Origin of the sequence: Oceanobacillus luteolus (genome assembly GCF_042678205.1) — a bacterium.
Classification (GTDB): domain Bacteria; phylum Bacillota; class Bacilli; order Bacillales; family Amphibacillaceae; genus Oceanobacillus; species Oceanobacillus luteolus.
Genome location: NZ_JBHUDE010000165.1, coordinates 22,887 through 47,657, shown reverse-complemented (window position 1 = coordinate 47,657; position 24,771 = coordinate 22,887). Strand labels below are relative to the sequence as shown.

General features: G+C 37.2%; 22 protein-coding genes. 8 read left to right on the top strand and 14 right to left on the bottom strand.

Annotated features, from left to right (window positions below):
* Positions 1-37 precede the first annotated feature (37 nt).
* Complete coding sequence (gene pdxS / locus ACFSBH_RS20210; RefSeq protein WP_285853729.1) at positions 38-922, bottom strand: pyridoxal 5'-phosphate synthase lyase subunit PdxS; 885 nt, start codon at positions 920-922, stop codon at positions 38-40.
* Between the two features lie 112 nt (positions 923-1,034).
* Here pdxS and pdxR point away from each other — a divergent pair, with 112 nt between their 5' ends.
* Positions 1,035-2,429, top strand: coding sequence for a MocR-like pyridoxine biosynthesis transcription factor PdxR (gene pdxR / locus ACFSBH_RS20205; protein ID WP_251514462.1), 1,395 nt, complete (start codon positions 1,035-1,037; stop codon positions 2,427-2,429).
* Between the two features lie 136 nt (positions 2,430-2,565).
* The gene (locus tag ACFSBH_RS20200; RefSeq protein WP_251514461.1) at positions 2,566-2,880 is read left to right on the top strand and encodes a BREX-1 system adenine-specific DNA-methyltransferase PglX; all 315 of its coding nucleotides are present in this window, start codon (positions 2,566-2,568) and stop codon (positions 2,878-2,880) included.
* A 110-nt stretch (positions 2,881-2,990) separates the two neighbouring features.
* On the opposite strand, the gene ACFSBH_RS20195 is transcribed toward ACFSBH_RS20200, so the two are convergent.
* From ACFSBH_RS20195 to ACFSBH_RS20155, 9 genes are all read right to left on the bottom strand, one after another.
* Positions 2,991-4,034 (bottom strand): GntG family PLP-dependent aldolase, encoded by a 1,044-nt coding sequence (locus tag ACFSBH_RS20195; RefSeq protein WP_251514460.1) that lies wholly within the window; start codon positions 4,032-4,034, stop codon positions 2,991-2,993.
* Positions 4,027-4,938: a methylisocitrate lyase gene (gene prpB / locus ACFSBH_RS20190; protein WP_251514459.1), complete on the bottom strand. Its 912-nt coding sequence runs from the start codon at positions 4,936-4,938 to the stop codon at positions 4,027-4,029. The genes ACFSBH_RS20195 and prpB overlap by 8 nt, the downstream gene beginning before the upstream one ends.
* A gap of 12 nt (positions 4,939-4,950) precedes the next feature.
* Positions 4,951-6,372, bottom strand: a complete 1,422-nt coding sequence (locus ACFSBH_RS20185) for a bifunctional 2-methylcitrate dehydratase/aconitate hydratase (protein WP_251514458.1) — start codon at positions 6,370-6,372, stop codon at positions 4,951-4,953.
* A gap of 12 nt (positions 6,373-6,384) precedes the next feature.
* Positions 6,385-7,794 carry an SLC13 family permease gene (locus tag ACFSBH_RS20180; protein ID WP_251514457.1) on the bottom strand — a complete coding sequence of 470 codons (1,410 nt, stop codon included), beginning with the start codon at positions 7,792-7,794 and terminating at the stop codon, positions 6,385-6,387.
* A 2-nt stretch (positions 7,795-7,796) separates the two neighbouring features.
* Positions 7,797-9,287 (bottom strand): tripartite tricarboxylate transporter permease, encoded by a 1,491-nt coding sequence (locus tag ACFSBH_RS20175; protein WP_379599450.1) that lies wholly within the window; start codon positions 9,285-9,287, stop codon positions 7,797-7,799.
* A 12-nt stretch (positions 9,288-9,299) separates the two neighbouring features.
* Positions 9,300-9,758, bottom strand: a complete 459-nt coding sequence (locus tag ACFSBH_RS20170; RefSeq protein ID WP_251514455.1) for a tripartite tricarboxylate transporter TctB family protein — start codon at positions 9,756-9,758, stop codon at positions 9,300-9,302.
* A gap of 66 nt (positions 9,759-9,824) precedes the next feature.
* The gene (locus tag ACFSBH_RS20165) at positions 9,825-10,874 is read right to left on the bottom strand and encodes a tripartite tricarboxylate transporter substrate binding protein (protein WP_251514454.1); all 1,050 of its coding nucleotides are present in this window, start codon (positions 10,872-10,874) and stop codon (positions 9,825-9,827) included.
* A gap of 201 nt (positions 10,875-11,075) precedes the next feature.
* Positions 11,076-11,759: a response regulator gene (locus tag ACFSBH_RS20160; protein WP_251514453.1), complete on the bottom strand. Its 684-nt coding sequence runs from the start codon at positions 11,757-11,759 to the stop codon at positions 11,076-11,078.
* Entirely contained in the window at positions 11,752-13,368 is a 1,617-nt protein-coding gene (locus ACFSBH_RS20155) for an ATP-binding protein (protein ID WP_379599447.1), read from the bottom strand. Before ACFSBH_RS20155 ends, ACFSBH_RS20160 begins: the two co-directional genes overlap by 8 nt.
* 193 nt (positions 13,369-13,561) lie before the next feature.
* On the opposite strand from ACFSBH_RS20155, the gene ACFSBH_RS20150 reads away from it, so the two are divergent.
* The 6 genes from ACFSBH_RS20150 (at position 13,562) to ACFSBH_RS20125 (ending at position 19,200) form a co-directional block, all read left to right on the top strand.
* Complete coding sequence (locus ACFSBH_RS20150; RefSeq protein ID WP_379599445.1) at positions 13,562-14,794, top strand: ABC transporter permease subunit; 1,233 nt, start codon at positions 13,562-13,564, stop codon at positions 14,792-14,794.
* 144 nt (positions 14,795-14,938) lie between these two features.
* Positions 14,939-15,973 carry a hypothetical protein gene (locus ACFSBH_RS20145; RefSeq protein ID WP_379599443.1) on the top strand — a complete coding sequence of 345 codons (1,035 nt, stop codon included), beginning with the start codon at positions 14,939-14,941 and terminating at the stop codon, positions 15,971-15,973.
* 31 nt (positions 15,974-16,004) lie between these two features.
* Positions 16,005-16,925, top strand: coding sequence for an ATP-binding cassette domain-containing protein (locus ACFSBH_RS20140; protein WP_379599441.1), 921 nt, complete (start codon positions 16,005-16,007; stop codon positions 16,923-16,925).
* Between the two features lies 1 nt (position 16,926).
* Positions 16,927-17,604, top strand: coding sequence for a hypothetical protein (locus tag ACFSBH_RS20135; RefSeq protein ID WP_251514448.1), 678 nt, complete (start codon positions 16,927-16,929; stop codon positions 17,602-17,604).
* A gap of 61 nt (positions 17,605-17,665) precedes the next feature.
* Positions 17,666-17,833, top strand: a complete 168-nt coding sequence (locus tag ACFSBH_RS20130) for a hypothetical protein (RefSeq protein ID WP_251514447.1) — start codon at positions 17,666-17,668, stop codon at positions 17,831-17,833.
* A gap of 101 nt (positions 17,834-17,934) precedes the next feature.
* Positions 17,935-19,200, top strand: a complete 1,266-nt coding sequence (locus ACFSBH_RS20125) for a glycosyltransferase family 2 protein (RefSeq protein ID WP_251514446.1) — start codon at positions 17,935-17,937, stop codon at positions 19,198-19,200.
* Positions 19,201-19,284: 84 nt separating this feature from the next.
* On the opposite strand, the gene cysQ is transcribed toward ACFSBH_RS20125, so the two are convergent.
* Genes cysQ through cysD form a run of 4 tightly spaced genes read right to left on the bottom strand, consistent with a single transcriptional unit; the run spans position 19,285 to position 24,667 of the window.
* Positions 19,285-20,082: a 3'(2'),5'-bisphosphate nucleotidase CysQ gene (gene cysQ / locus ACFSBH_RS20120; RefSeq protein WP_251514445.1), complete on the bottom strand. Its 798-nt coding sequence runs from the start codon at positions 20,080-20,082 to the stop codon at positions 19,285-19,287.
* A 20-nt stretch (positions 20,083-20,102) separates the two neighbouring features.
* A complete protein-coding gene (locus ACFSBH_RS20115) occupies positions 20,103-21,881 on the bottom strand; it encodes an SLC13 family permease (RefSeq protein ID WP_251514444.1) in 1,779 nt (592 codons plus the stop codon).
* Between the two features lie 58 nt (positions 21,882-21,939).
* On the bottom strand, positions 21,940-23,766 hold the full coding sequence (gene cysC, locus ACFSBH_RS20110) for an adenylyl-sulfate kinase (protein WP_251514443.1): 1,827 nt from the start codon (positions 23,764-23,766) through the stop codon (positions 21,940-21,942).
* A 1-nt stretch (position 23,767) separates the two neighbouring features.
* On the bottom strand, positions 23,768-24,667 hold the full coding sequence (gene cysD, locus ACFSBH_RS20105) for a sulfate adenylyltransferase subunit CysD (RefSeq protein WP_251514441.1): 900 nt from the start codon (positions 24,665-24,667) through the stop codon (positions 23,768-23,770).
* Positions 24,668-24,771: the final 104 nt, after the last annotated feature.

Below are 24,771 nucleotides of genomic sequence, written 5' to 3'. Positions count from 1 at the left end.
TCCGTACTCCTTTCTTATTTCTAACGAAGAGAAGCTTCTACCAACCACGCTCCTGCATTCTTTCCTCTAAACTTAATTTTGAAATGTCGATTCCTTTCATTGCACTACCCAATTCTTTGGATAGTTGTCCAATCAACTCATAATCTTGATAATTTGCCGTCGCCTTAACTATTGCTTTAGCGAACTTCTCCGGATTTTCAGATTTAAAAATGCCGGAACCAACAAATACTCCATCCGCACCTAGTTCCATCATTAATGCAGCATCTGCAGGAGTTGCTACCCCGCCTGCAGCATAGTTCGATACCGGTAGTCTTCCTTCAGATTTAATTTGCTTCAGCAATTCATATGGAGCACCAAGTTTTTTTGCTTCCGTCATCAACTCATCATCACTCATTATCGTCACTTTACGGACTTCTGCTTGAACTTTACGCATATGACGGACCGCTTCAACGATATTCCCTGTTCCAGGTTCACCCTTCGTGCGAATCATCAGCGCACCTTCCGCAATGCGTCTTGCTGCTTCTCCTAAATCTCTTGCACCACAAACAAACGGGACATCATAATCACTTTTTAATAAATGGAACTCTTCATCTGCAGGAGTCAGTACTTCGCTTTCATCAATGAAATCGACGCCCATGCTCTCCAATACTCGAGCTTCAGAAATATGGCCAATCCGAACTTTTGCCATGACAGGAATACTAACTGCTTGCATCACTTCTTCAACAATACGTGGGTCAGCCATCCGAGCTACTCCACCAGCCGCGCGAATATCTGAAGGTACCCGTTCTAGAGCCATTACAGCAATCGCACCGCTTTCTTCTGCAACTTTAGCTTGTTCAGCATTGACCACATCCATGATCACACCGCCAGATTTAATTTTCTCCAATGTTTCTGCGTGCTTTGTAATAGTTTGAATTGTCAAATAGAACACTCCTTTGATTTTTTCGAATTTTAATTAATTGTAAAGAATTTGTGGTACTATTAAAAGTATCAGTTTCACAAGAATTAACAGGGTCAGTTTGGAGGAGAGAAATATGAACATGCTCACTTGCCATTTAGAACGTGGAAACGGAATACCACTTTATGAGCAACTGTATGAATACATTAAAAAAGAAATTATGGAAGGAAAAATTTCTCATCATACAAAATTACCATCTAAACGGAAACTTTCGGATTTCCTTAACATCAGCCAAAATACAGTGGAACAAGCTTACGACCAATTAGTAGCAGAAGGATTTATCGAATCCAGACCAAGAAGAGGATATTTTGTTCTAGCTTATGAAGATTTGGAATATGTACAGCTTGAAAAGACAACTCAATCAAAACCTGAGGTGAATGAACATATCCGCTACGATTTCCACCCAAGCCGAATCGATACAGAACATTTTCCTTTTACGAAATGGAGAAAGTATGCAAAGAGAACCATTGATAATGAAAATCAACATTTGCTCCTTATGGGGGATCCACAAGGAGAACTTATATTGCGTGAAGAAATCGCCACTTACCTTTATCAAGCGAGGGGGGTGCAATGCTCACCAGACGATATCATTCTAGGGGCAGGTATTGAAACACTTCTGCAACAATTCATCTTGCTGATGGGCAGTGAAACAACATATGGAGTGGAAAATCCGGGTTACTATGTCATGTCGCGGATGTTAAAGCATTACCCTAATAAAGCTTATCCTTTAGAAGTTGATGACAGAGGAGTAAAAGTGGATGAGTTGGCTCATACGCCGATTGATATTATGTACGTCACTCCTTCACGTCAATTTCCGTTCGGCTCTGTACTCTCAGCCAACCGACGTATCAAATTACTGAACTGGGCTGCAGATAAGGATAATCGTTATATCATTGAAGATGATTATGACAGTGAATTTCGCTATACAGGTAAATCGATTCCTTCATTGCAGAGCATGGATCAAAATGAAAAAGTCGTCTATTTAGGAACCTTTTCCAAATCATTAATTCCATCAATCCGAATCAGCTATATGGTACTGCCAAAACAGTTAACAACACTTTACAAGGAAAAATTATCTTATTTCCAATGCTCAGTTTCTCGGATAGATCAACATATTTTGGCACAATTCATGCAGGAAGGTGATTTTGAAAGGCATCTGAACCGCATGCGTAATGTGTATCGGCGCAAAATGGAAATTACGTTGGAGACATTAAAAGATTATAATAATGTAGTTGAAGTAACTGGTGATTTCTCAGGATTTCATGTGGTACTTAGGGTTAGAAATGGCCTATCGGAAGAAGAATTGGTCAGCAAAGCAGCAAAAGCTCAACTTAAAATTTACCCTCTCTCCTCCTATGTGATGGAAAAACAAACCGGAGACTATCCAATCATTCTTTTGGGCTTTGCAGGTATCAGGGAGGAAGAGTTACAAGAGGCAATACATCTATTAATGAAATGCTGGGCTGAATGAGTAATTGACAGTTTTGATGATACTGCTGGGTACTCCCTCAAATTTATAGAACACCTTTCGCTTACAATGAATATTATAAAATGGATTAAGATAATTAATAAGCCTAGCTTATGACAAAACTTTGGGGGGGAAGCATATGAGTGAAGATCAACGAATAACCGCAGTCACCCCAGTAAGCACTTCAGAAACTGCAGCTATTCAAACTCCTAGAGATACCTTTCAACCTGTTGATACTACTGGGATAGTACTGGGAATATTAGGTGGAATCATCTCAACTTTTGGTGGTGCTTTATCTACCCTCGGGGCAATCATACAGTTAAATGCTGATTTAGAAGCTGAGATTCAATCCCAGCAAGAATATCAAGCAGATAAGGATAAAATGCAAAAAGAAATTGTGGAACTGGAAGATAGAGTAAAGCAATTAGAGAAATTAATAAAAGAATTAACATAGCCGGACATTCAGAGCAGTAAAGCTGAATGTTCGGCTTCTTAGATTAATATGACGACAATCAAAGGTTTGAATGACAAAAAACGATTCTAAAACAAGATTTCCATTTCCATTCAACTAATTTCAAATATATATTTATTTAGTATCTCTGCCGCTTCCGAAATTTGTCTTTTATTAATATCAGCATACATTGTTAATCGAATACAACTCTCATCCATTCTCTTAACAGCCAATCCTCGCCTGAATAAATCTTTTTCTATCTGATTTGATTTTATACCGCTTTGAGAGAAGTCGACTGTAATGATATTCGTTTGTACCTTATTAAGATCAATGGTTACCAAACTATTAAGCCTTAACTTTTCTGTAAGCATACGTGTCTTTCTATGATCTTCCATTAATCTTACTCTATAGTTTTGTAGTGCCTCAATACCTGCAGCCGCAATAATACCGGATTGTCTCATATTCCCACCGAGAAGTTTACGTACACTTCTGGCTTTATTGATAAAAGTGGACTTACCACAAACCAACGAACCTACTGGCGCCCCCAGTCCTTTCGATAAGCAAAAAGTAAGAGAATCAACTGGCATGCATAATTCTTTCAAAGAGTTATTTAATGCAACCGATGCATTAAATATTCTTGCACCATCCATAAACAATGGTATTGCCTTCTTTATTGCCAGTAAGCTTATCTCTTGTAAAGTATCCAGCGGAATACATGTACCACCATAGTAATTATGAGTATTTTCTAAGCAAATGACTTTAATGTCTTCAGAATCAATTATCTGTTCAATACTATTAAGGTCAGGTATACCATAATTATTTTCTTCGTAGAAAACAGGTATAAGCCCAAATAAACCTTTCATGAACGGAGCTTTTTCGCTACGAAAAATATGACTTTTACGACTTAATAGTACTTTATCTCCTCGTTTGCAGTAAGAAAGTAAACTGATATAATTTGCCATTGTGCCACTATTACAAAACAAAGCCGCTTCCTTACCAGTAAGATTACTGGCAAATGTCTCAAGTGCATAAACGGTTGGATCTTCTCCAACCCCGTTTGGATTTGTCCTGCCATCATCCCCAACCTCAGCTTTATACATTGCTTCTCGCATCGCTTCAGTAGGTTGAGTTAATGTATCACTTCTTAAATCAATCATAATACTCTTGAACAGTAGTTTTTGCTATTCTATTATCTAAGTCTTCGTAATCAAAATACCTTATCGTTTCATAAAGCTCTTTCCGTGTTTGCATATCATTCAGCATTTCTTTCTGGGTACCTTTAACCATAATCTCATTATACACTCGCTCATATGCTTTAGCTGCCACCCTTAAAGAAGTTACAGGGTAAATAACGACATTATAGCCGAATTCTTCAAAGTCCTGCGCTGAATAATACGGAGTTTTCCCAAATTCAGTCATATTTGCAAGTAGCGGAGCACCAATTTTCTCCTTGAAAAGCTTAAAATCATCTTCTGTTGTCAAGGCTTCTGTAAAAATCACATCTGCTCCGGCATCGAAATATGCCTGCGCACGTTGAACTGCAGATTCTACACCTTCTACACTTACCGCATCCGTCCTTGCCACGACGACTAATGTAGGTGTAATTTCTTTAATCGCTTTAATTTTTTGTACTAATTCTTCGATGGGCACTAATTGTTTCCCATCCAAGTGACCACATTTTTTTGGTAACTGCTGGTCCTCTATTTGGACAGCAGCCACTCTCTTTTCATACATTTCCAATGCTGTACGAATCGTGTTCAATACCCCTCCAAAACCTGTATCAATATCAACTAACACCGGAAGATTTGAAGCCCGAATGAGTTCCTCCGCCCTTTCCGCTAACTCATTAGAATTCATTACAGCTAGGTCAGGAAGCCCCTTGCTTGCCGTAAACGCAGCTCCTGATAGATATAAAGATTGGAAACCAGCTTCTTTTGCTATTAGAGCGGCCATTCCATCATGGGCTCCTGGTATCTTAAAAATTTCATCTTCAAGTACCAATTCCATGAATTGATCGGCAAGTTCTTCTTGAGTCGAATGCTTCTCGATAAACCAGGTCATCAGATCATCTCCTTATATAACCATCTTTTGCATAAACTCATGTACAGGTATGGTTTTCAAGGTTTCAAGATTGGTAGAAACCTCATAAATTTCTTTAACTTGTTTTTCTGGATAACGAGTTTCTAAGTTTGCAACAAACTTTTCTTCCAACTTTGGAATCGCCTCTTCTCTTCTGAAGCGATGTCCGAGCGGATATTGTCTCTCTACTTTTTCAGTTTTTGAACCATCTCGGAAAAATACTTGAACAGCATTTGCTATCGAACGTTTCGCCGGGTCTAAGTAATCCTCTGAATATTGTTTATCCTCAACAACCACCATTTTTTCTCTAAGCTGATCAATTAACGGGTTTGTAGCTACTTCGTCTTCATAGTGGTCAGCAACGATATCACCAAAGATTAAGCCAATGGCAGTGATGTATTGTAAACAATGGTCTCTATCAGCAGGATTATGTAGAGGACCTTGCTTATCAATAATCCGAATAGCAGACTCGTGAGTTGTTATTTCAATCTTTTCTATTTCTTCTAATCGCTCTTTAATTTCTTCATGCAGAATAACAGCACATTCTGCTGCTGTTTGTCCGTGAAATTCGGCAGGATAAGATACTTTGAATAAAATATTTTCCATGACGTAAGAGCCAAATGGCTGTGCTAACGTTAACTTATTCCCGTTAAACAGCACATCTTCGAATCCGTAGGTCGGAGCGGATAATGCAGTGGAATAGCCCATCTCCCCCTTCACAGCCATTAGCGCTAGTCTTACACCTCTGCTCGTTGCATCACCTGCTGCCCAGGATTTTCTTGAGCCTGCATTAGGGAATTGCCGATATGTTCGAAGACTCGAATTATCAATCCATGCATTGGATACTGCGTTAATTACTTCTTGCTTCGTACCACCGAGCATGCCTGTTACAATAGCTGTAGTAGCAACCTTTACAAACAACACATGATCTAAACCGACTCGATTTAGACTATTTTCCAGCGCTAATACACCTTGTATTTCGTGTGCCTTCACCATTGCAATTAACACATCTTCCATAGTCAGTGGCTCTTTGCCTTCTGAGACATTTTTTCGACTGATATAATCAGCAACTGCCAAAATGCCTCCCAGATTATCAGAAGGATGTCCCCATTCTTTAGCTAACCAAGTATCATTAAAATCCAACCAACGGATAATCGTTCCTATATTGAATGCAGCCTGCACCGGATCCAACTCAATTTGAGTGCCGGGAACTCTACTTCCATTTGGTACATGTGTTCCCGGAACTATTGGACCTAAATGTTTTGTACAATCAGGATAGCGTAAAGCTAATAAACCACATCCTAAAGTATCAATTAATACGTTCTTTGCAGTCTCCATTGCTTCAGCACTTTCAATTTTCCCATCAACCACGTAATCTGCTATTTCTACTAATAGAGAGTCAGTCTTTTGCTTCATCTTTGTTCTCCTTTACCAAAAATATAATGCAGACAAAATAGAGATAATCATAAACACCAAACTAAAAACAAAACCAATGGTATATTGCTCTTTTTTAGTCAGTACCTGTGTTTCAAATGCAAGATAAGTTGTCGTTGTATGAATCGGAAGTACCATCATACTCCCAACTATTAAGATGACTAAGAAAGCTAGTTGAAACTCTGGTATTCCCAGCAAATCAGAGTATGACATTACAATCGGAAAGATAACTACTAAAGCTGCGGAAGGCACGATAAATAAAAAGCGCAAAAGGAAGATAATCGCAGCTACAATGATTATTTTTAACGTCATCCCTGTGTCGACTGGCATAAAACTGATTAATAAATGGGCTATTGTATCGGCTGTTCCGTTTTTCATCAATACTCCACCTAAAGAAAAAGAAGCTCCTAGCATTAAGAAGTTTTCCCAATCATAGGCCTGGACCATTTTATTTGTAACAAGACCCATCTTCGGTATAGCATAAAATGCAATAAGGAGCATAGGTGGCAAAATGAGCGGAACTCTGTCTTCATCGGTAACAATCCAAACAAAAATCATTATTAAAAAACTTAATAATGTAACCCAAAACTTTGGAGGCAGTTTATCATTTTTCAGACCCAATATTTCTGTAGTTGCTACTCTTTTAAAATTACTCTTTGGATACAGTAACTTCAGGTAGTTAAAAATAATGAACACCATGATTATTGAACCTATCCATAATGGAGGTCCCATCATTAAAACCCATTCTATCCAACTAAGATTGGCAATCTGATAATCTTTCAACAATTGATGAGCAAGAATGGGAAAACCTCCACCAGTAAATATTACAATTGTGGCATTCTGGTTCACCATACCGATTAAATAAACACTGTATTTATTAAAAACACTTTGCCTGTCGTACCCATAATAATTATTTAAACTGTATATAAGAGGCAGCATCATTTTAAATCTCGCAACCGCTGAAGGAAGTACAATCGGCATAAATAAAACAATGACCGGTAAACTAATTACTAGATGGAGAGGACCACCTTTGCTGAATTTAACTAGCAATCTAGCAAAAACCCGGTCAACATCAATTTTTACGAGAGCATTACTTATAAGTGATAGAACTAAAATAAAGTATAAAGCAGGCGTCAAGAAGCCTATTAAGGCTTCTTCTACTGTATCTACTAAGTTCAATAATATTAATAATGAAATAATAAGCAGACTACTTGCTGCTGTAGGAATCGGGCTTGCGACCCATAAAAAGATTGCAAATAATAAAACCAAGATTGTCCATTGTTGTTCTCTCGTAAAATAATCAGGGACCGGTATTAAAGAAATTAAACCTACTATAATTAGTATAGTTATGAACGTTAAGGTTAAGTTTCGGTTCAGTAATATGGTCCGCATTACTTTATTCAACTTTAATTACCTTTCTTTTTCCTTACTACCCCGATCAGCGGAAATACAAATGATAGCAGCGAAATAATTAATAGCGCACATGAGATTGGGTTAGTAATAAAAATCATTAAATCTCCGTTCGAGATTGTTAATGATTGTCTAAACGACTGTTCCATCATGCCACCAAGAATGAATGCTAAAATAAATGGAGGTGCCGGGAAAGAAAACAGTCTCATAATAAATCCAATTGCTCCAAATAAGAGAAGCATATATAAATCAAATGTGTTAAAACTTACTGCATAAACACCAATCATACTAAATACGATGACCAGCGAAATAAGCATTGGACGAGGAATTTTTAAAACCTTTGCAAAATACGGGATCAACGGCAAGTTTAGTATGAGTAGAAAAATATTACCGATATACATACTCGCAATTACTCCCCAAAATATTTCCGGACGCTCCGTCATTAACATTGGTCCCGGCTGTACACCCATTACAAGAAATGCTCCAAGCATTACTGCAGTTGTCCCGGATCCCGGAATACCTAAACTTAACAAAGGAACAAAAGCCCCGCTCGTCGCTGCATTATTTGCAGTCTCCGGAGCAGTCAGACCCTTAACAGAACCCTTTCCGAATTCTTCAGGCTTCTTCGCAATTCTTTTCTCAGAAATGTACGCAATAAATGAAGCGATTGTCGCTCCAGCACCAGGCAAAACACCTATAAGAAAGCCTAGAAGAGATTGTCTTGACATGGGGCCTGACATTTCCTTGAAGTCTTTTTTAGAAAGTCTTAAACTTCCTATATTGTGGAATTTTTTTAGTGATGTATCCTTACGATTTAAAACTAATGTACAGACCTCTGCTATAGCAAAGAGCCCTAACGCAATAACTAAGAAATCTATACCATCAAGCAGATTAATGCTTCCAAATGTAAACCTTTGCGTTCCGGTTTGGGCATCAATTCCAATCGTTACAACCATAAAGCCAGCGACCGCAGATATTAATGCTTTAGTTGTAGATCCTTCAGATAAGCTGGCGATGGCCGTTAAACCTAAAACCATTAGGGCAAAATATGCAGGCGGACCAAAAGATATGGCGACACTGGAAAGTGCTGGAGCTAATAACATCAATAAAATGACACTGACTGTTCCACCGACGAAGGAGGCTATAGCTGCAATTGCAAGAGCCTTACCTGCTTTTCCTTGCTGCGCCATTGGATAACCATCAAAAGCAGTAGCAACGGTGCCAGAAACACCAGGTGCATTTAAGAGAATAGATGAGGTAGAACCCCCAAAAATAGCTCCATAATATACTCCAGCCATCATTATCAATGCAATACTTGGTTCCATTCCAAATGTCATTGGAATCATGACAGCAATTGCACTTATAGGCCCTAAACCTGGTAACATGCCGATAATAGTACCTACAAATACTCCTATTAATACGAAGAAAATTGCCTCTACACTAAGTGCAGTCTGAAACCCTGTAATAATACCCTCTAATGAACCCATATATTTCCCTCCTTAAAAAGGCAAGATGCCACTTGGTAAACTAATTCTCAGAAGCTGTGTAAACATCAAATATAAACTAACCGGAAGTATGATCGATACGAGTACATTAGCTAAATAATTTTTATATCCAAGAAATCTAGAGCAAAGAAATATAAATAAAGCAGTTACAAAAACAAACCCTAATATTTCCAAAAATATAATGTAAAGAATAATTAGACCGCCTACTCCCAATAACATACCTACTTCTTTTTTTGGTATATTGCGTCTTGCTTTCTGCTCCTCAGATTCTTCATCCTTTATGAAAAACAAGAAAACGGAGAGTATCAATAATAAATAACCTAGAACTTTAGGTATAACATCCGCATCAACTACCGTATAGGGAAATGAAGGAATCTGATATGCGTATATGAGATACAATAGTGCAATAGCAAACAATACAAGACTGACTTTTTGATTAAGCGTTTTTAACATATACTCACTCCCTTGATATGTAGAAAATGAAGTCGACGACTTAGGTCATCGACTTCATACTAAGGTTTAATTACCCAGTCCTAACTCATCCATCAATGCGCCAAGACTTTCCTTTTGCTCATCCAGGAATTGACTATATTCCTCACTATTCATATACAATTCATCCCAGCCAAATTGACTTCGGATTTCTGCAAAAGCATCTGAGTCACTTAATTCTTTGAATTTGGCTTCATAATACGCTAAAGCATCTGGAGACATGTTTGGTGGACCAAAGAAGCCTCTCCAATTCACAAATGTTTCGTCAATACCTTGTTCTTTCACAGTTGGGAAATCTTCTAAAACATCCCCTTCTAATCTTTCTTCAGAAGTAACTCCTAGTACTTTAATATTACCTGCTCTTACTTGTTCCACTGTTTCAGCTACTCCCGTTGAGTATACATCGACGCTTCCATTCAGCAATTGCGTCAATCCTCCACCGTCTTGGGCAGATACATAGCGGATTTTTGTAATATCAACACCTGCAGCTTTTGCAATTTGAACGAACTGCATGTGATCCATACTTCCTGGAGATGATGTACCAACTACCGTAATGCTTTCAGGATCTTCTTTCATATCCTCAAATAATTCATTGATACTATCCCATTCTGCGTCTTCTCGAACTGCGAATGCAGCATAATCAGCAATGATATTGGCTATAGGTGTGAATTCTTCATGTCCATATTCTGACTGACCATTTAATGGAATAAAGATTATTGGCGGTGAAGAGACAAAGAGCTTGTATGGGTTCTCCTCAAAACCTGCTACATGTGCCCAAGCTACTGCCCCACCTCCTCCTTCCATATTTACAACACCAATATTTCCATCAATAATTCCTTCTTCAGAGAATACTTGTGCAGCCATCCTTGCTGTTGTATCCCATCCTCCACCAGCTCCAGCCGGTGCAATAATTTCAATAGATTCTTCAGGTTTCCATTTTGCACCTTCACTTCCTGATGCTGAAGTTTCTTCTGCGGAAGTTTCAGTCGCATCATCCTCACCGTTACCTTCTTCATTTTCCCCGCAAGCACTAATCAGCATTGCGACTAGAATAAATAATAAAATTAAGTATTTCCTCACTCTTATCCCCCTCTTCCGAATATTAAATAATTGATAATTACTTCTATTCAAGATAATACAACAACAAGTTTATGTAAACGTTTCCAAAATAAAAACCTTTCTATTTATAAAAAACGTTTTGTTCATATTGTTCATGAAAATTGCAAAAAAAAATCAAGTGTACACTTGATTTTAAAAGTAGATTGATTATCAATAAGAGGTTTACTGACTTATAAAATAAATTCTCTCCGGTCTACCAATTGTCCCATATCGTAAATCAGCGACCACCTCTTCTTCTGAGATTAAAAATTCTAAATACCTTCTTGCTGTTGTGCGGGAAGCTCCTATTTTCTCTCCTAATTTATCTGCGGTAATTCCCTGTTCAGAATTGAATAGTATTTCCCTAACTTTTTCTAATGTCAAAGGATCAATACCTTTTGGAGTCGGTTTGACTCGATGCTCATTTTTTTCATCAACAGAGACACCGAAGAAGTCATCAAGGAAATTTTGTTCAATGGACTTTTTTTCTAATAAACTTTTTTTAAATTCTCTATACCTCGCAACCGTCTCTAGTAGTCTCTCCTTAATTACAGGCTTTATTATATAATCAAAGATTCCACTGCGAAGAAGCTTACCGACTATTTCTTTCTCTGAAGCTGCAGTAACAACAACAAAGTCCATTTCTTGCTCTGTCTTTCTTAATTCATCAATAATTTCTTCCCCCATAAGATCAGGTAAATATAAATCCAATAAAACAAGATCAACTTTATTTTTACCGGCTATTTCTATCGCCTCTTTTCCAGTCAATGCTTTGCCGACAACAGTAACGTAATCTAGTTCCTCGAGAAATCGTTTGTGGATTTCTGCTATGCGATAATCATCTTCAATAATTAGTATTTTAATCATAATATTTTACCCCCTTCCCATTACTCTTTTTTGGGATAAATACTGAGAAAGTTACACCATTTGTTGGATGATTTTCCACGATAATATCGCCAGCTAAATCATTCATTGTTTCCTGTACAATTGCCAATCCATAACCTCGACCTTCTTTATTTTTTGTTGAAAATCCTTTTTTAAAGATTTTCTCCATTACCACTTCCGGAATAGGTTCCCCATTATTTGAAACCTCAAAAATTAGATCATTACCTAAATCTGTAGCAGAGAAAATTACTTTTCCCTGTTTTGTACCTCGCACTGCTTCAATCGCATTATCAATTAAATTACCAATCACTGTTATTAATTGTGTAGGCTGTATATGTTTCGGCACATTATCTAAGTAGCAGTTTTCGTCCAATACCAGCTCAATTTTATTTTCAGATGCAAGGCCAATTTTCCCTAATAAAATAGCTTGGATTGTAGAATCTTTAATTTGCTCGAATAATATTTTATTTTGATTTTCAGTTACTTTTGATTCTGCTTGAATTAATTCTATAGCCTCTCTATAATTGCCCAATTGAAGTAAACCAGAAATAACGTATAATTTATTCGTGTATTCATGGGTTTGTGCCCGTAAGTCCTCTGAATACTTTCTAACCTCAGATAGAGTATTTACAAGTTCTTTCATTTCTGTCTTATCTCGAAAACTAATTACAAAACCAACATTCTGCTCATCTTTTTTTATAGGGGTATTATTAACTATTACAACCCTATTATTAACAACAATTTCCGAGTTTGTAATCTGCTTATTGCTATCAAAAATACTTTTGCGGTCTAGATCTGGAAATACTTCACCAATAGTTAAATCATTATCACTGTTTATCCCTGTTAGCTTCTTGGCGGAATTATTCATTAAGGTGATCCTACCGGCTTTATCCACTGCAATAATCCCTTCATTTATAGAAGACAAGATTGCATCTCTTACCCTAAACATATCAGATACTTCATACGGCTCAAATCCCATCGTATCTTTCCTAATATTCTTGGTTAGAAAAATACCGCCGATAATACCAACTAGCAGTACTCCTAAAGAAGCTATACTGATTTTTAGTAATCTATTATAAATAATCGATTTGATATCTTCCATCATAAAACCTACAGAAACAAGACCTATAATCTCTCCATCCACTCCAATAATGGGAGCTTTCCCCCGCAATGAGGGACCAAGACTCCCTGTGGCTTCCGATATATAAGATTCGCCGTTAATTAATGCCCGATCATTATCTCCTCCAACCATCTGCTTACCTATTTTACTAGGATCAGAATGAGAATAACGTATGCTCTCCGAATTCCCCACAACTATAAATTCTGCACCTATTTGTCTTCTAATCTCTTCGGCTTTCGGCTGGATAATCACTTCCGGATTTTCGATATAAAATGCGTTAATTACCGTGGGTAACCTTGCGACTATGTTTGCTGTTTCCAATGCTCTTTTTCCCATTTCATCTTTGGTGTCCATAAACTCAAAATAAGAAAAAATACTCCCTAACATTATAGTTGTAGATACAATTAGAACAATAATTAGCAGAAGAATTTTTGATTGTAACGAAAACCGACTTTGCATTTTATCCCTCACTGTAGTTGATAATGTATACCTTATTCTCACCTTATCACTTTCTAAATAAAAAGAATATAACTGAATTATAGAAAAATCAACAAACTTCCCGTTAAATCAACATTGACCATCACTCTAGGATAGTGATATAATTTTCCATAAATTCACAATCATATTACATTAAATAGAGAAATAAATCTAAAGGGGATTTACGATGAAACTTGCGATGATTCGCCATGAATTAAAGATGATGATGAGAAGCAGGAAAAATATATTCTTCATTATTGCAATATTAAGTTTACTATTAAGCTATTGTTTGCTTATCCTGCCAACAATGGAGACTCCTGATTCTTTTGATGTCGAAAAAACAGAGGAAGAAATTAAGAACCTTGATGCCCTTAGACAGGGAATGATTGATCGTGGTGCAACTGGATTTGTCGAATTTACAGGTCAAACACAATATGCAACAGACACTTACAAAAGGAATATCTTAAGCAGAATGATCTACGCCTTTGAAGACGAAGATTTCAACAGATTCCTGGACTTGAGGATGAAAATCAATGATCATTATGCAGCAAGTCAAACTTCTGATTGGATGATCATTGGTGACGCACCTTACCCTTCCATCGATACAATGCGGGATTCAGAGCTTTCCAACCTGCGTTACAACGATTATTTAGAAGGAGATTATCCAATTACATATGAAATAATTGAACAAAAAACAGCCCTACAGACTATTGTAAAATTCCTTTTAGGAACTACCGCTGCCCTTATTATCTTCTGTGCAATCTACTTCAGCAGCGATATGCTTTCTAGAGACAGGACACACCGTTCAATCTTGCAAGGGATGCCGATTGGCTGGTACCAATTGATTAATATCAAATCTTTTGTCGCTTTCCTTTATACATTCATCGTTCTTGCAGGGCTTGCATTGCTTGCTGTTGTTATGATTTCCATCCAGAATGGATTTGGATTCTTTCAGCTGGCGGTACCTATCACAATTCCAAGCACAGAACCAGAGGATTACTTCGGTTATCGTTTTAGTGAGTTTGACACCATCACGATTGCAAAATTTTTATTACTAACCGTAGGAATTGTACCTATTCTTATCTATTTATTCATCCGAATCAATGCCCTTTTGAGCTTAATATTCAGAAACTCATGGGTTGTACTAATGATAGCGACTGCCCTCTTCTTCTCTGAAAGAATCTATTACTCTAGAACAACAACCGAACTGTTTGGTATTGACCTAAGCAATTTTCCACAAACGTATTTTGATTTCGGTAGGATTATATCTGGAGAAAAATATTACTTACTTCATCTGGAATCCATTACATACGAAAAAGGCATTATCGTCTTATTAATCTCCATCTTAATAGTGGAGATTGCATTATTGATTGCCTCACGAGTTTTTAATAAGCGCCGCTTTTATGCGAAATCAGCTTAATTAGAAAGGAATAATATTATGTTTTGGAAATTTACTAGATTTGAATGGAAAATGGTGTATATCAATCGGAAAAGCTGGTTGCTCGCTATATTTCTGCTTCTCTTTTTTCTATTATATTTCATCTATTATAGTCAAGAGGAACAGATGAGCCTTCAGGATCAGAAACGAAATGAATATCAAACGTCATACGCTGTATTCTATCATTTGGATAGTGGACGCCATGCTATACCAGAAGTAGCAGAAGTTTATGAGCGTCATACAGAAATCCAATCCCTGCTAGGCATGCAAGTTTGGAATATTGGAGGAGGCAGTGACCCGGAACAGTATGTAGAAGATGGTTTGGAAATTAATCAGCTTAGGCTGGAAGTCCATGATCTGGGAAATAGCGGAATATCTGATCATCTCATTGTCCCGAGAGAGGATATCTTAAAGGAAGATGCCTTGTTGCACTATATCAGAGACAATGATTTGCCTATTGAATCTGATTCCTTCATGACGAATCATTATATTACAAATGGACTAGCTATGATGTCAGGTCTCTTATTCCTCATTATTTTGCTGATTAGCGGCAATGAAATACTCGTCTACGAAAGGAAGCATCATTCCGTCTTGAAAGGTGTACCCATAACTTTCATAAAAAAGATTACAAGTAAGGTTTTCGTACACAGCTTATTTATTTTTACTTTTCTAATTCTCGGAATAGCTATCGGGTATTCATACTTATCACGAAATGTAGAAGGTGGAGGCTTTCAATTCCCTGTTTTAATGTACCAGAATGATACATATGTCGCTATTTCAACGATCCAATACTTAGCTTATCTATTTATTGGATTTGGGGTCGTAACGATTCTTATTCTGCTTCTTTCCGTCTTAATGAATATGATGTTCCGGCATGCTTTTGCCAATGTTTTAATCGGACTAGGAATTTTTATCCTTCCAGATATCGTAAGAGCTGCTGGATTTGAAGCTCGTTTTCTGCATCCCATCAAATATATTGATATAAACAAAGTACTTTCGGGAGAGCTTGCTGCCGAATTAAATAATCCTGCCATTGATTTTTGGAATGCGATGATAACTTTAGGTATAGTGAGTCTCGTTTTAATTGTAATTATTTATGCTTGGAATAAATATACGTATCTTCAAGTACCAAAAAACAATCCGCTAACTAAAGCGTTTTAACGGTGAAGAATGAGCAATAGGAGGGAAATTCATGCTTAAGCTGGAAAGTATCACGGTCAGATATAAGGATAAAACTGTATTAGAAAATCTCTCCCTCACTGCTACGGCTGGGGAGATCATTGGACTAGTTGCTCCAAATGGTACTGGAAAGACGACACTTTTTAATGTTATTGCCAACTTTTTAAAACCGAATAAAGGAAACGTGACGTTCCGTGAAAAACTGCAGTATAAAACGGAGAAGCAAGAAATCGCTATCCATAATCAGCTTGCAACTCTTCCAGACCAAGCTGATCTATTTGAGGAACTATCTGGTGTGGAGCATATGAAACTATATGCAGACATGTGGAATTCAGATAAAAAGGTGGAGGATATTTATAAGTATCTCCAAATGGAAGGGTATGTGAAAAAGAAAGTAAAAACCTATTCCCTTGGAATGCGTCAACGTCTCTGTTTTGCCATGCTCGCCTGTGCCGACACACCTGTCATGCTGATGGATGAAGTAATGAACGGCCTTGATGTGGCAAATGTCGCTCTCATTTCCAGAAGGCTTGCTGAAATGAAGGAAGAAGGTAAATTGTTATTCATCGCATCACACCTTCTCTCGAATCTTGATTTATATGCGGACAGGGTCCTTTATTTAAAAGACGGGGACTTTATTCACGAACAAAATGCACAAAATAAAGATGAAAAATATATCAAACTGGACATATCTCCTGAGGAATATGAAAAGTTGTCTCTTGTTTATAGCTTACCGGAGGACCATCTCTATATTGCGGACCACCTACTATGTATTCCAACTGTCAACATGTCTAAGGAGGAACAACTCCATTGGATGCTTAACGTAGCGAATGACGAGAATAAAGAGGTCACCATTGGCCCTCTTGGCACTTTAGAATTTTATGAGCATTATTATCATGGCGATGCAAAGGCTAAAATCCTAGGAGGAGAATGATATGAAGCAGATTCTTTTCCTTAATATACTGACTTGCTTTATCCTATTAATAGGATGCACATCAGAAGCCTCTGAAAAAGTTGTACAATACCAGAAGAACAATGAAATTATCGGTGAAGAACGAGAAGAACTCATCGGAGAAGTGAGCCCTACTATTTATGAAACAATTCAGCGGACTAATGAGGAAGCCGAAGAAATCCTCGTTTCACCTATTGAAAGACCAGGTGTTGGCATTACTCCCCCTGCTGGTAGGTATATGATTCATACCGGTGAACCGGGAAGGGTTCCGCAATCTGGAAGGGTTGTAGTTTCAGATGAAAATGGAGTAATATTATTGGAAGAGGTTTTAGGTCTAGGGGGAGTGGAAAGAGTAACACTAAATCTGAACGGTTCCCATGAAGTATATTTTGACGGTCTAGATTGGGCATATCTCACCCCAGTTCCAACAGAACAATTAAACGAGTTGACAGCTGGGATATGGGAAGTTGGTGCAGATATTGCAGCTGGAAGTTATACTGTCGTTGCAGCTTCTGAATTAGAATTTGGTTATTTACAGATTTTTGAGGAGGGTAATGATCCCCGGATCTTTGAAATTATAAATAGCCCTTCCATCCAAGTGGAAATAAAAGAAGGTCAAATCTTAAAGATTAATGGAGTATCTTATTTGAAGTTTGAATAGCACCTAATAGGGGACATTCGGAGATTATGTCAGGAATGTCCCGAAGGAAAGGAGTTTATCTATGCGCTGTGGTGTAAAATGTTTTTACGTAACTATTGAAAAAGAAGATGGCACTACGCTTCTCCCTGTATACGCCCGATCGACTGTAGAGGCAAGAAAAGCTGTTCGTCGCGAATATGGAAAAGAGACATCGATCCATTCTGTGCGGACGAAAGAAATAAATATATGATAGATTTATTGCCTCAATAATTGATGTTATACAAAGCCAACCTAGTCATATATATTAATATAGCTAACATTTGTATCTATACTCAAGACTGGGGGGTTTTGATGAAGGAAATCACTGTCTTTCTCGTTAATTACACTGAACAATCAACAATACAGAAAACGCTCCACTCTTTAAACATCATCTCTTCCAAAATACATTCTGTTATCGTATTACATGAAGATAAATCTCATCTCTATATCCAACACCAACTTTTTAACGTTGAATTCCATAAATTTAAAACTGGGGAATTGAGCAAAGCAGTAGATGATTTAATCTCCAAGATACAAAGCGAGTATGTTCTCATCCTACAGAATGCAGAATATCTTTCTCCAATGGCAATTACCGAAGAGTTCGAGTTGAAGGCATCCGAAATGGTCCTAGCTCATACCTATCACCAAAAACAAACCTCTGTTCATTACCCATTATTAATTCGGACAGAATTCATGAAAGAAAATCCTTTTCCGCCAGAACAGCAGCTTCCTTTTTCGGAGGCAATTTTCCCTGCCTGGCTTTCAACAGTAGACGATTCTCGTATCAAAATTAAAGAAAAACTAGTCATGCGTGGTAGAGAACAGCTGAACAGAAACTGGCTGGAAAAACAACGTTTCATGGAAAAATATCAAACGAACAAAACTCAAACGACTCATCCAAGTCTGGCCATCTTTATAGCCAATTATAATATGGAGAAATATGTGGAGAACGCAATAAATTCCTGTCTGCTGCAAAATCAAAAACCAGATAGGATCTATATTATAGATGATGGTTCATCTGACAAATCCTTAAATAAGATCAATAAATGGAAGTCGATATCAACAATTGAAATATTCCACAAGCAAAACGAAGGAAAGGCAAGGGCCTTAAATTATTTACTTCCACATGTTCATACCAATTTTATTTTAGAACTCGATGCCGATGACTGGTTGGACCCTGATGCCGTTTCCGTCATAAAAAAACAGATAGCAGACTTACAGGATAACACTGCAGTGTTGTATGGAAATCTACGAAGGTGGAAACAAACAAACAATAGTATACTCTTCAAAAAAGTCTCTATGGGGCGTAGTGTCAAAAACAGACAAGATTTACTATCATACCATTTCCCTCTTGGGCCTAGGATATACCGCACATCTTCATTAAAAAAAATTGGCGGCTTTCCTATCATAACTTATCAAGACGGCCGTCTGTATGAAGATGTCAGTGTATTAAACGAATTAATCAAGTCCTATAAGTTTCAATACAAAAACTTTACCGTTTACAACATAAGAGAACATAAAGAAAGCACTACTCGAAAGAACTTGGAACATTGGGATGGTTTTTTAAAGTATCTATAGCAAAATATAAACAGTCAGGGCGTTCTCCCGACTGTTTATTTTCTCTTTATATATTTAATTTATTTAGCACAAAATTCTATTAACTTATGGTAGTTCTGCCAACATCCAACCATTCCGTAAGTCTTCCCGGTTGTAATACAGTCGTTTTCCTTCCTCATAATTAATCACCTTCCCACCAGCCGCTTCAACAATCGCTTGCCCCGCTGCGGTATCCCATTCCATACTTGGAGTAAGCCTCGGATAATAATCAGCATTTCCTTCTGCTACTAAACAAAATTTAAGCGAGCTTCCTAATGAGATGACTTCAATCTCATCATGTTTTTCCTTAAGGTCATTAATAAATGTCTCAGTTTCTTTTGACATGTGGGAACGACTTGCTATTACCCTTAAAACACTATTTTCTTTATCCGGCAAACGAACACTCATTTTCAATAAATCATAATCATTTTCAAAATCAACACCTGATACCTTTTCCAATTTATACGCTTCCTTGTTATATCCTAAATAGAGCACATCGAGAGCTGGGGCGTAAATAATCCCTAATGATGGATAACTCCCTTCTATACACGCAATATTCACGGTAAATTCTCCGTTCTTCTTAATGAATTCCTTCGTGCCATCTAGTGGGTCAATCAACCAAAACTTATCCCAACTTTTCCTTTCCATATAAGGAATTGATCTTCCCTCTTCACTTAATATTGGTATAGTTTCATCTAAATTTTGTAAGCCTTGCACAATAACACGATGTGCTCGTTGATCTGCCAGGGTAAGCGGGGAATCATCCTCTTTATATTCGAAATCAAAATCTTCACCATACACATCTAATATTTCTTTTCCAGCTTCCAGTACAATTTTCGTTAAATCACTTAGAAAATGATCCATTCCTATACCACCTTTTGTTATTAAAACCAAATTAATGAAACAATAGTAACTGTTATAAGCATAATTAATAGACTAAGTGGTATTCCTATTTTAATAAAGTCTTTAAATTTATAAGCCCCTGGTCCATATACAATCAAATTAGTTTGATATCCAATTGGGGTAACAAAGCTTGCCGACGCAGCTATGAGGATTATCACTGCAAATCCTACATAAGATACACCTAAAGAATTTGCAATTTCAATCCCAAGCGGGAGCATCAACACGGCTACGGCACTATTTGTAATCACCTCTGTTAGAATGTTCGTTAATATATAAATGGAGAATAAAATAGCAATGAGTCCAAGAGGCTCGCCTAAAGAAAGTATTATATCCGCTATGACTCCAACCAATCCCGTCTTTGTCATAACAGTACCAATTCCAAATGCACTGGCAATTAACAATAAGATATTAAACTGAATATATTTTTTCGCCTCTTCAATATTAATTACTCTAAATAGCATCAATAATAGTGTTGCTAGGGCCATCGCTTTAAACATAGTTAAAAATCCAGTGGTTACCAATACAATCATCAAAATAAGCACACTAACCGCAAACCAACCCTTATTTCTATTTTCCTCTAACCTAGATGGGGTATCAAGAGAGGAAATAACATAAAATTCGTTACACCTTTCATATTTTTCCGTAAATTCAGAACCAGATAATAGTAATAACCTATCTCCTGCTTTCAAGATAATATCTCCAATTTTGCTCTTTATACGTTCATTATCCCTATGAACCGCTAAGATACCTGCATCAAATTTTGTTCTGAACTTTGATTGTTTAATAGATTTTGTTAAAAGAGAGGATTCATGGGATATAACTACTTCAAATAAATGAATATCACTTTTTCTTAAATCATCTAATTGAAATTCAGAACCTGTTTCTAGCTTTAGTCCACTGACTTTCTCTAAATCAGCAATTGTAGAAATAAGTCCTGTAAAAATTAAACGATCGCCTTCTCGAATAATGGTTGTAGATTTGACCGGGGAAATTGTTTCATCCCCACGGTTGATTTGTATTAGATACAGACCTTTTAATTCTCTTAACCCTGCTTCCCTCACGGAACAATCAATATACTTAAAATTTGATTCAACCGTCATTTCTGCTAGATATTCTCTTGATTCAACCTGTACTTGGTTGTCGGAACTCTTATGGTTTGGCAACAATTTGATTCCAATGGTAAACAAGAAGATAAATCCAACAATTGTAATAGGGAGCCCAACGACAGCCAATTGAAACAGTGAAAATCCTTCCAAACCAAGGTCAAGCAGCAATCCATGAACAACCATATTAGTTGAGGAGCCCAACAAAGTGATCGTTCCACTTAATATAGTTATATAAGATAATGGGATTAAGAATTTAGAGGGGGCTAGATTATTATCTTCCGCCCATTTCTTTAATAAAGGAGTAAACGTAACTACAATTGGCGTGTTGTTTAGAAAAGCTGAAGATGTTGCAATTGATATATAAAACTTCAACAAGGAACCTTTTATATTTTTTCCTGAAGCCAACCATTTATACACAAACCGGTCAATTACTCCATGTTTCTGAACAGCACCTGCTACAATGAACAACAGCGCCACCGTAAGCATTCCTTCATTGGAAAATCCTTTCAACGCCTCTTCGGTTGTTAGTAAACCTGTGAGGAGAAATACAATAACGACAGAAAACATAATAATATCCGGCCTTAAAACTTCAAATAACAGCGCGCAAAACATTACGATAATCATAACAGCAACAAATATCATTTCCCATGTCATCTACATACTGCTCCTCCCAACCACAGCATCCACTTTCGTTTTAATAGTTAACATACCATTAACTTAAATATTCCAATACTTGTTTCATTACAAGATCAGTAGCTTCTTCTAAAGTATATTTACTTGTATCAATTTGGATATGTGGTTTTTCCGGTGGCTCATATACGCTCGATATCCCTGTGAATTTTGAAATTTCACCCGAACGTGCTTTTTTATACAGACCTTTCGGATCACGTTTTTCACACTCTTTGAGTGGCGTATTTACATAGATTTCAATATATGAATCTCCTAGTATTTCACGAGCATCATCACGGTCTTTTTTAAAAGGTGAAATAAGGGATACCATTGATATTAATCCAGCTTCATTAATTAACTTGGAGACCTCCGCCATACGTCGTACATTTTCTGTACGATCCGTTTCTTTAAATCCAAGATCTTTATTTAAACCATGACGTAAATTATCTCCGTCCAATAACATCGTATGAAATCCTCTAGCCACAAGACGTTTCTCTACTTCATTTGCAAGTGTAGACTTACCAGACCCAGATAAACCAGTAAACCATAATGTTAATGGAATTTGGCCCTTTTGGGTTGCGCGTATTTCTCTCGTAACATCTGTTTCTTGCCAAATGACATTATTGGAACGATTTACCGACTGTTCAATAATTCCACATGCAGATGTCATATTCGATACACGGTCAATAAGAATTAGACCACCCATTGCTTCATTATTTTCAAAACGGTCGAACACTATGCTTTCGGATAGAGCTATCTCACATTCAATCATTTCATTCTTAATCCCTTTGTCAACAGGTGTTTTTAGACCATTATTAATATTGATTTGATTTTTTATGGTCACTACCATACACGGCAGTGTTTTTGTTCCAACTTTAATAAGGTAATTTTGACCTTCAACTAGTTCCTTATCATCCATCCAAAGAACAGTTGCTGTCAGCATATCAGCCACTTTTAATTCTTTACTTATTGTAAGTACATCACCGCGGGAAACATCAACTTCATGATCTAATTGGATAGTAACTGGTTGACCGTATACAGCAGAGTTCTCTTCTTTCCCAGATACTAGGATGCTTTTCACTTTTGCTTTTTCATGGCTTGGAAGAACGAAGATTTCATCTCCAACGTGGATCGTACCAGCTTCCACTTGACCTTGGAAACCACGAAATGTATGATTTGGACGGCTTACACGCTGGACTGGCATTAAAAATTTATCCCGTTTCACTTTTTGTTTTACTTCAATAGATTCTAAATACGGTAAAAGGGCTTTTTCTTTATACCAAAGCGTGTTCTGCGACTTTTTGATAATATTATCTCCTTCAGTAGCCGATACAGGGATAACACGGACACTTTCAAGATCAAGATTAGATACCAACTCTTCAAAATCTTGTTTGATATGCTCATAACGCTCTTGGTCATAATCTACTAAGTCCATTTTATTGACAGCCAATACAATATGCTTTATTCCCATTAGTGCACAAATTCGGGCATGGCGTTTTGTCTGAGTAATAACTCCTTTTGACGCATCGACTAATAAAACCGCTAAATCTGCAAAAGACGCACCCACTGCCATATTACGGGTGTATTCCTCATGTCCAGGGGTATCTGCAACGATAAAAGACCGTTTCTCTGTAGTAAAATAACGGTACGCTACATCAATCGTAATACCCTGTTCCCGTTCAGCTATCAGCCCATCAAGAAGAAAAGAATAATCAATCCGCCCTTCACGACTACCGGCTTTGCTGTCAAGCTCCAAGCTTTTTGCCTGGTCTGCAAATATCAGTTTTGCCTCAAAAAGCATATGTCCAATTAATGTTGTTTTACCATCATCTACACTGCCGCAAGTAATAAATTTCAATAGACTTTTCATGTTAGAAATACCCCTCTCGTTTCCGACGTTCCATACTGCCCTTAGCTTCGTGATCAATCACCCGACTTGTGCGTTCAGATGAAATCGCACTTAGTGTTTCCTCAATAATTTCATCAAGCGTATCGGCCTCAGACTCTACACCACCAGTGAGAGGATAACAGCCAAGTGTACGGAATCGTATTTTTTTCATCTCCACCTTTTCACCTGAGGCCAATTTCATACGATCATCATCTACCATTATGATGTTACCTTCGCGTTCCACTACCGGACGTTCTTTTGCGAAATAGAGTGGGACAATCTCAATATTTTCCCGCTTTATATACTGCCAGATATCTTTCTCCGTCCAATTAGAAAGCGGAAATACACGAATACTCTCCCCTTTATTTATAGATGTGTTATAAAGCTTCCACATTTCGGGTCTTTGATTTTTAGGATCCCACGCATGATTCTTATTACGGAAAGAAAAGATTCGCTCTTTTGCTCGTGACTTCTCTTCATCACGACGAGCCCCTCCAAATGCAGCCGTAAACCCATATTTATCTAGACCTTGTTTTAACGCTTGCGTTTTCATAATATCAGTATAAGAGGCACCATAATCAAATGGATTAATACCTTGTTTTATACCTTCCTCATTAATCTGCTCAATCATGGTTATTCCGTGTTTCTTTGCAACCTGATCTCTAAACTCAATCATTTCTTTAAATTTCCATGTTGTATTAACATGCATAAAAGGAAATGGCGGTTTCTCAGGATAAAATGCTTTAATTGCCAGATGGAGCATCACAGAGCTGTCTTTACCAATCGAATAAAGCATAACTGGATTTTCACATTCTGCTGCTACTTCACGGATGATATAAATGGCTTCCGCTTCTAGTTGATCAAGGTGGGTCAATTTGGACATTTCATTTCCTCCTTGCGTAAATTTATCAAAAGTATAATCAATGGATTCTTTAAAACTATGGTTAATATGCTGCTTCGTTTAATCCCTGTTTGATTTCTTCCCTA

What these genes read in the sequence shown, in the direction of transcription:
- pdxR (WP_251514462.1), top strand. Translation starts at nt 1,035, where the DNA reads ATGAACATGCTCACTTGCCATTTAGAACGTGGAAACGGAATACCACTT.
- ACFSBH_RS20200 (WP_251514461.1), top strand. Translation starts at nt 2,566, where the DNA reads ATGAGTGAAGATCAACGAATAACCGCAGTCACCCCAGTAAGCACTTCA.
- ACFSBH_RS20195 (WP_251514460.1), bottom strand. Translation starts at nt 4,034, where the DNA reads ATGATTGATTTAAGAAGTGATACATTAACTCAACCTACTGAAGCGATG.
- prpB (WP_251514459.1), bottom strand. Translation starts at nt 4,938, where the DNA reads ATGACCTGGTTTATCGAGAAGCATTCGACTCAAGAAGAACTTGCCGAT.
- ACFSBH_RS20185 (WP_251514458.1), bottom strand. Translation starts at nt 6,372, where the DNA reads ATGAAGCAAAAGACTGACTCTCTATTAGTAGAAATAGCAGATTACGTG.
- ACFSBH_RS20175 (WP_379599450.1), bottom strand. Translation starts at nt 9,287, where the DNA reads ATGGGTTCATTAGAGGGTATTATTACAGGGTTTCAGACTGCACTTAGT.
- ACFSBH_RS20170 (WP_251514455.1), bottom strand. Translation starts at nt 9,758, where the DNA reads ATGTTAAAAACGCTTAATCAAAAAGTCAGTCTTGTATTGTTTGCTATT.
- ACFSBH_RS20160 (WP_251514453.1), bottom strand. Translation starts at nt 11,759, where the DNA reads ATGATTAAAATACTAATTATTGAAGATGATTATCGCATAGCAGAAATC.
- ACFSBH_RS20150 (WP_379599445.1), top strand. Translation starts at nt 13,562, where the DNA reads ATGAAACTTGCGATGATTCGCCATGAATTAAAGATGATGATGAGAAGC.
- ACFSBH_RS20145 (WP_379599443.1), top strand. Translation starts at nt 14,939, where the DNA reads ATGAGCCTTCAGGATCAGAAACGAAATGAATATCAAACGTCATACGCT.
- ACFSBH_RS20140 (WP_379599441.1), top strand. Translation starts at nt 16,005, where the DNA reads ATGCTTAAGCTGGAAAGTATCACGGTCAGATATAAGGATAAAACTGTA.
- ACFSBH_RS20135 (WP_251514448.1), top strand. Translation starts at nt 16,927, where the DNA reads ATGAAGCAGATTCTTTTCCTTAATATACTGACTTGCTTTATCCTATTA.
- ACFSBH_RS20130 (WP_251514447.1), top strand. Translation starts at nt 17,666, where the DNA reads ATGCGCTGTGGTGTAAAATGTTTTTACGTAACTATTGAAAAAGAAGAT.
- ACFSBH_RS20125 (WP_251514446.1), top strand. Translation starts at nt 17,935, where the DNA reads ATGAAGGAAATCACTGTCTTTCTCGTTAATTACACTGAACAATCAACA.
- cysQ (WP_251514445.1), bottom strand. Translation starts at nt 20,082, where the DNA reads ATGGATCATTTTCTAAGTGATTTAACGAAAATTGTACTGGAAGCTGGA.
- ACFSBH_RS20115 (WP_251514444.1), bottom strand. Translation starts at nt 21,881, where the DNA reads ATGACATGGGAAATGATATTTGTTGCTGTTATGATTATCGTAATGTTT.
- cysC (WP_251514443.1), bottom strand. Translation starts at nt 23,766, where the DNA reads ATGAAAAGTCTATTGAAATTTATTACTTGCGGCAGTGTAGATGATGGT.
- cysD (WP_251514441.1), bottom strand. Translation starts at nt 24,667, where the DNA reads ATGTCCAAATTGACCCACCTTGATCAACTAGAAGCGGAAGCCATTTAT.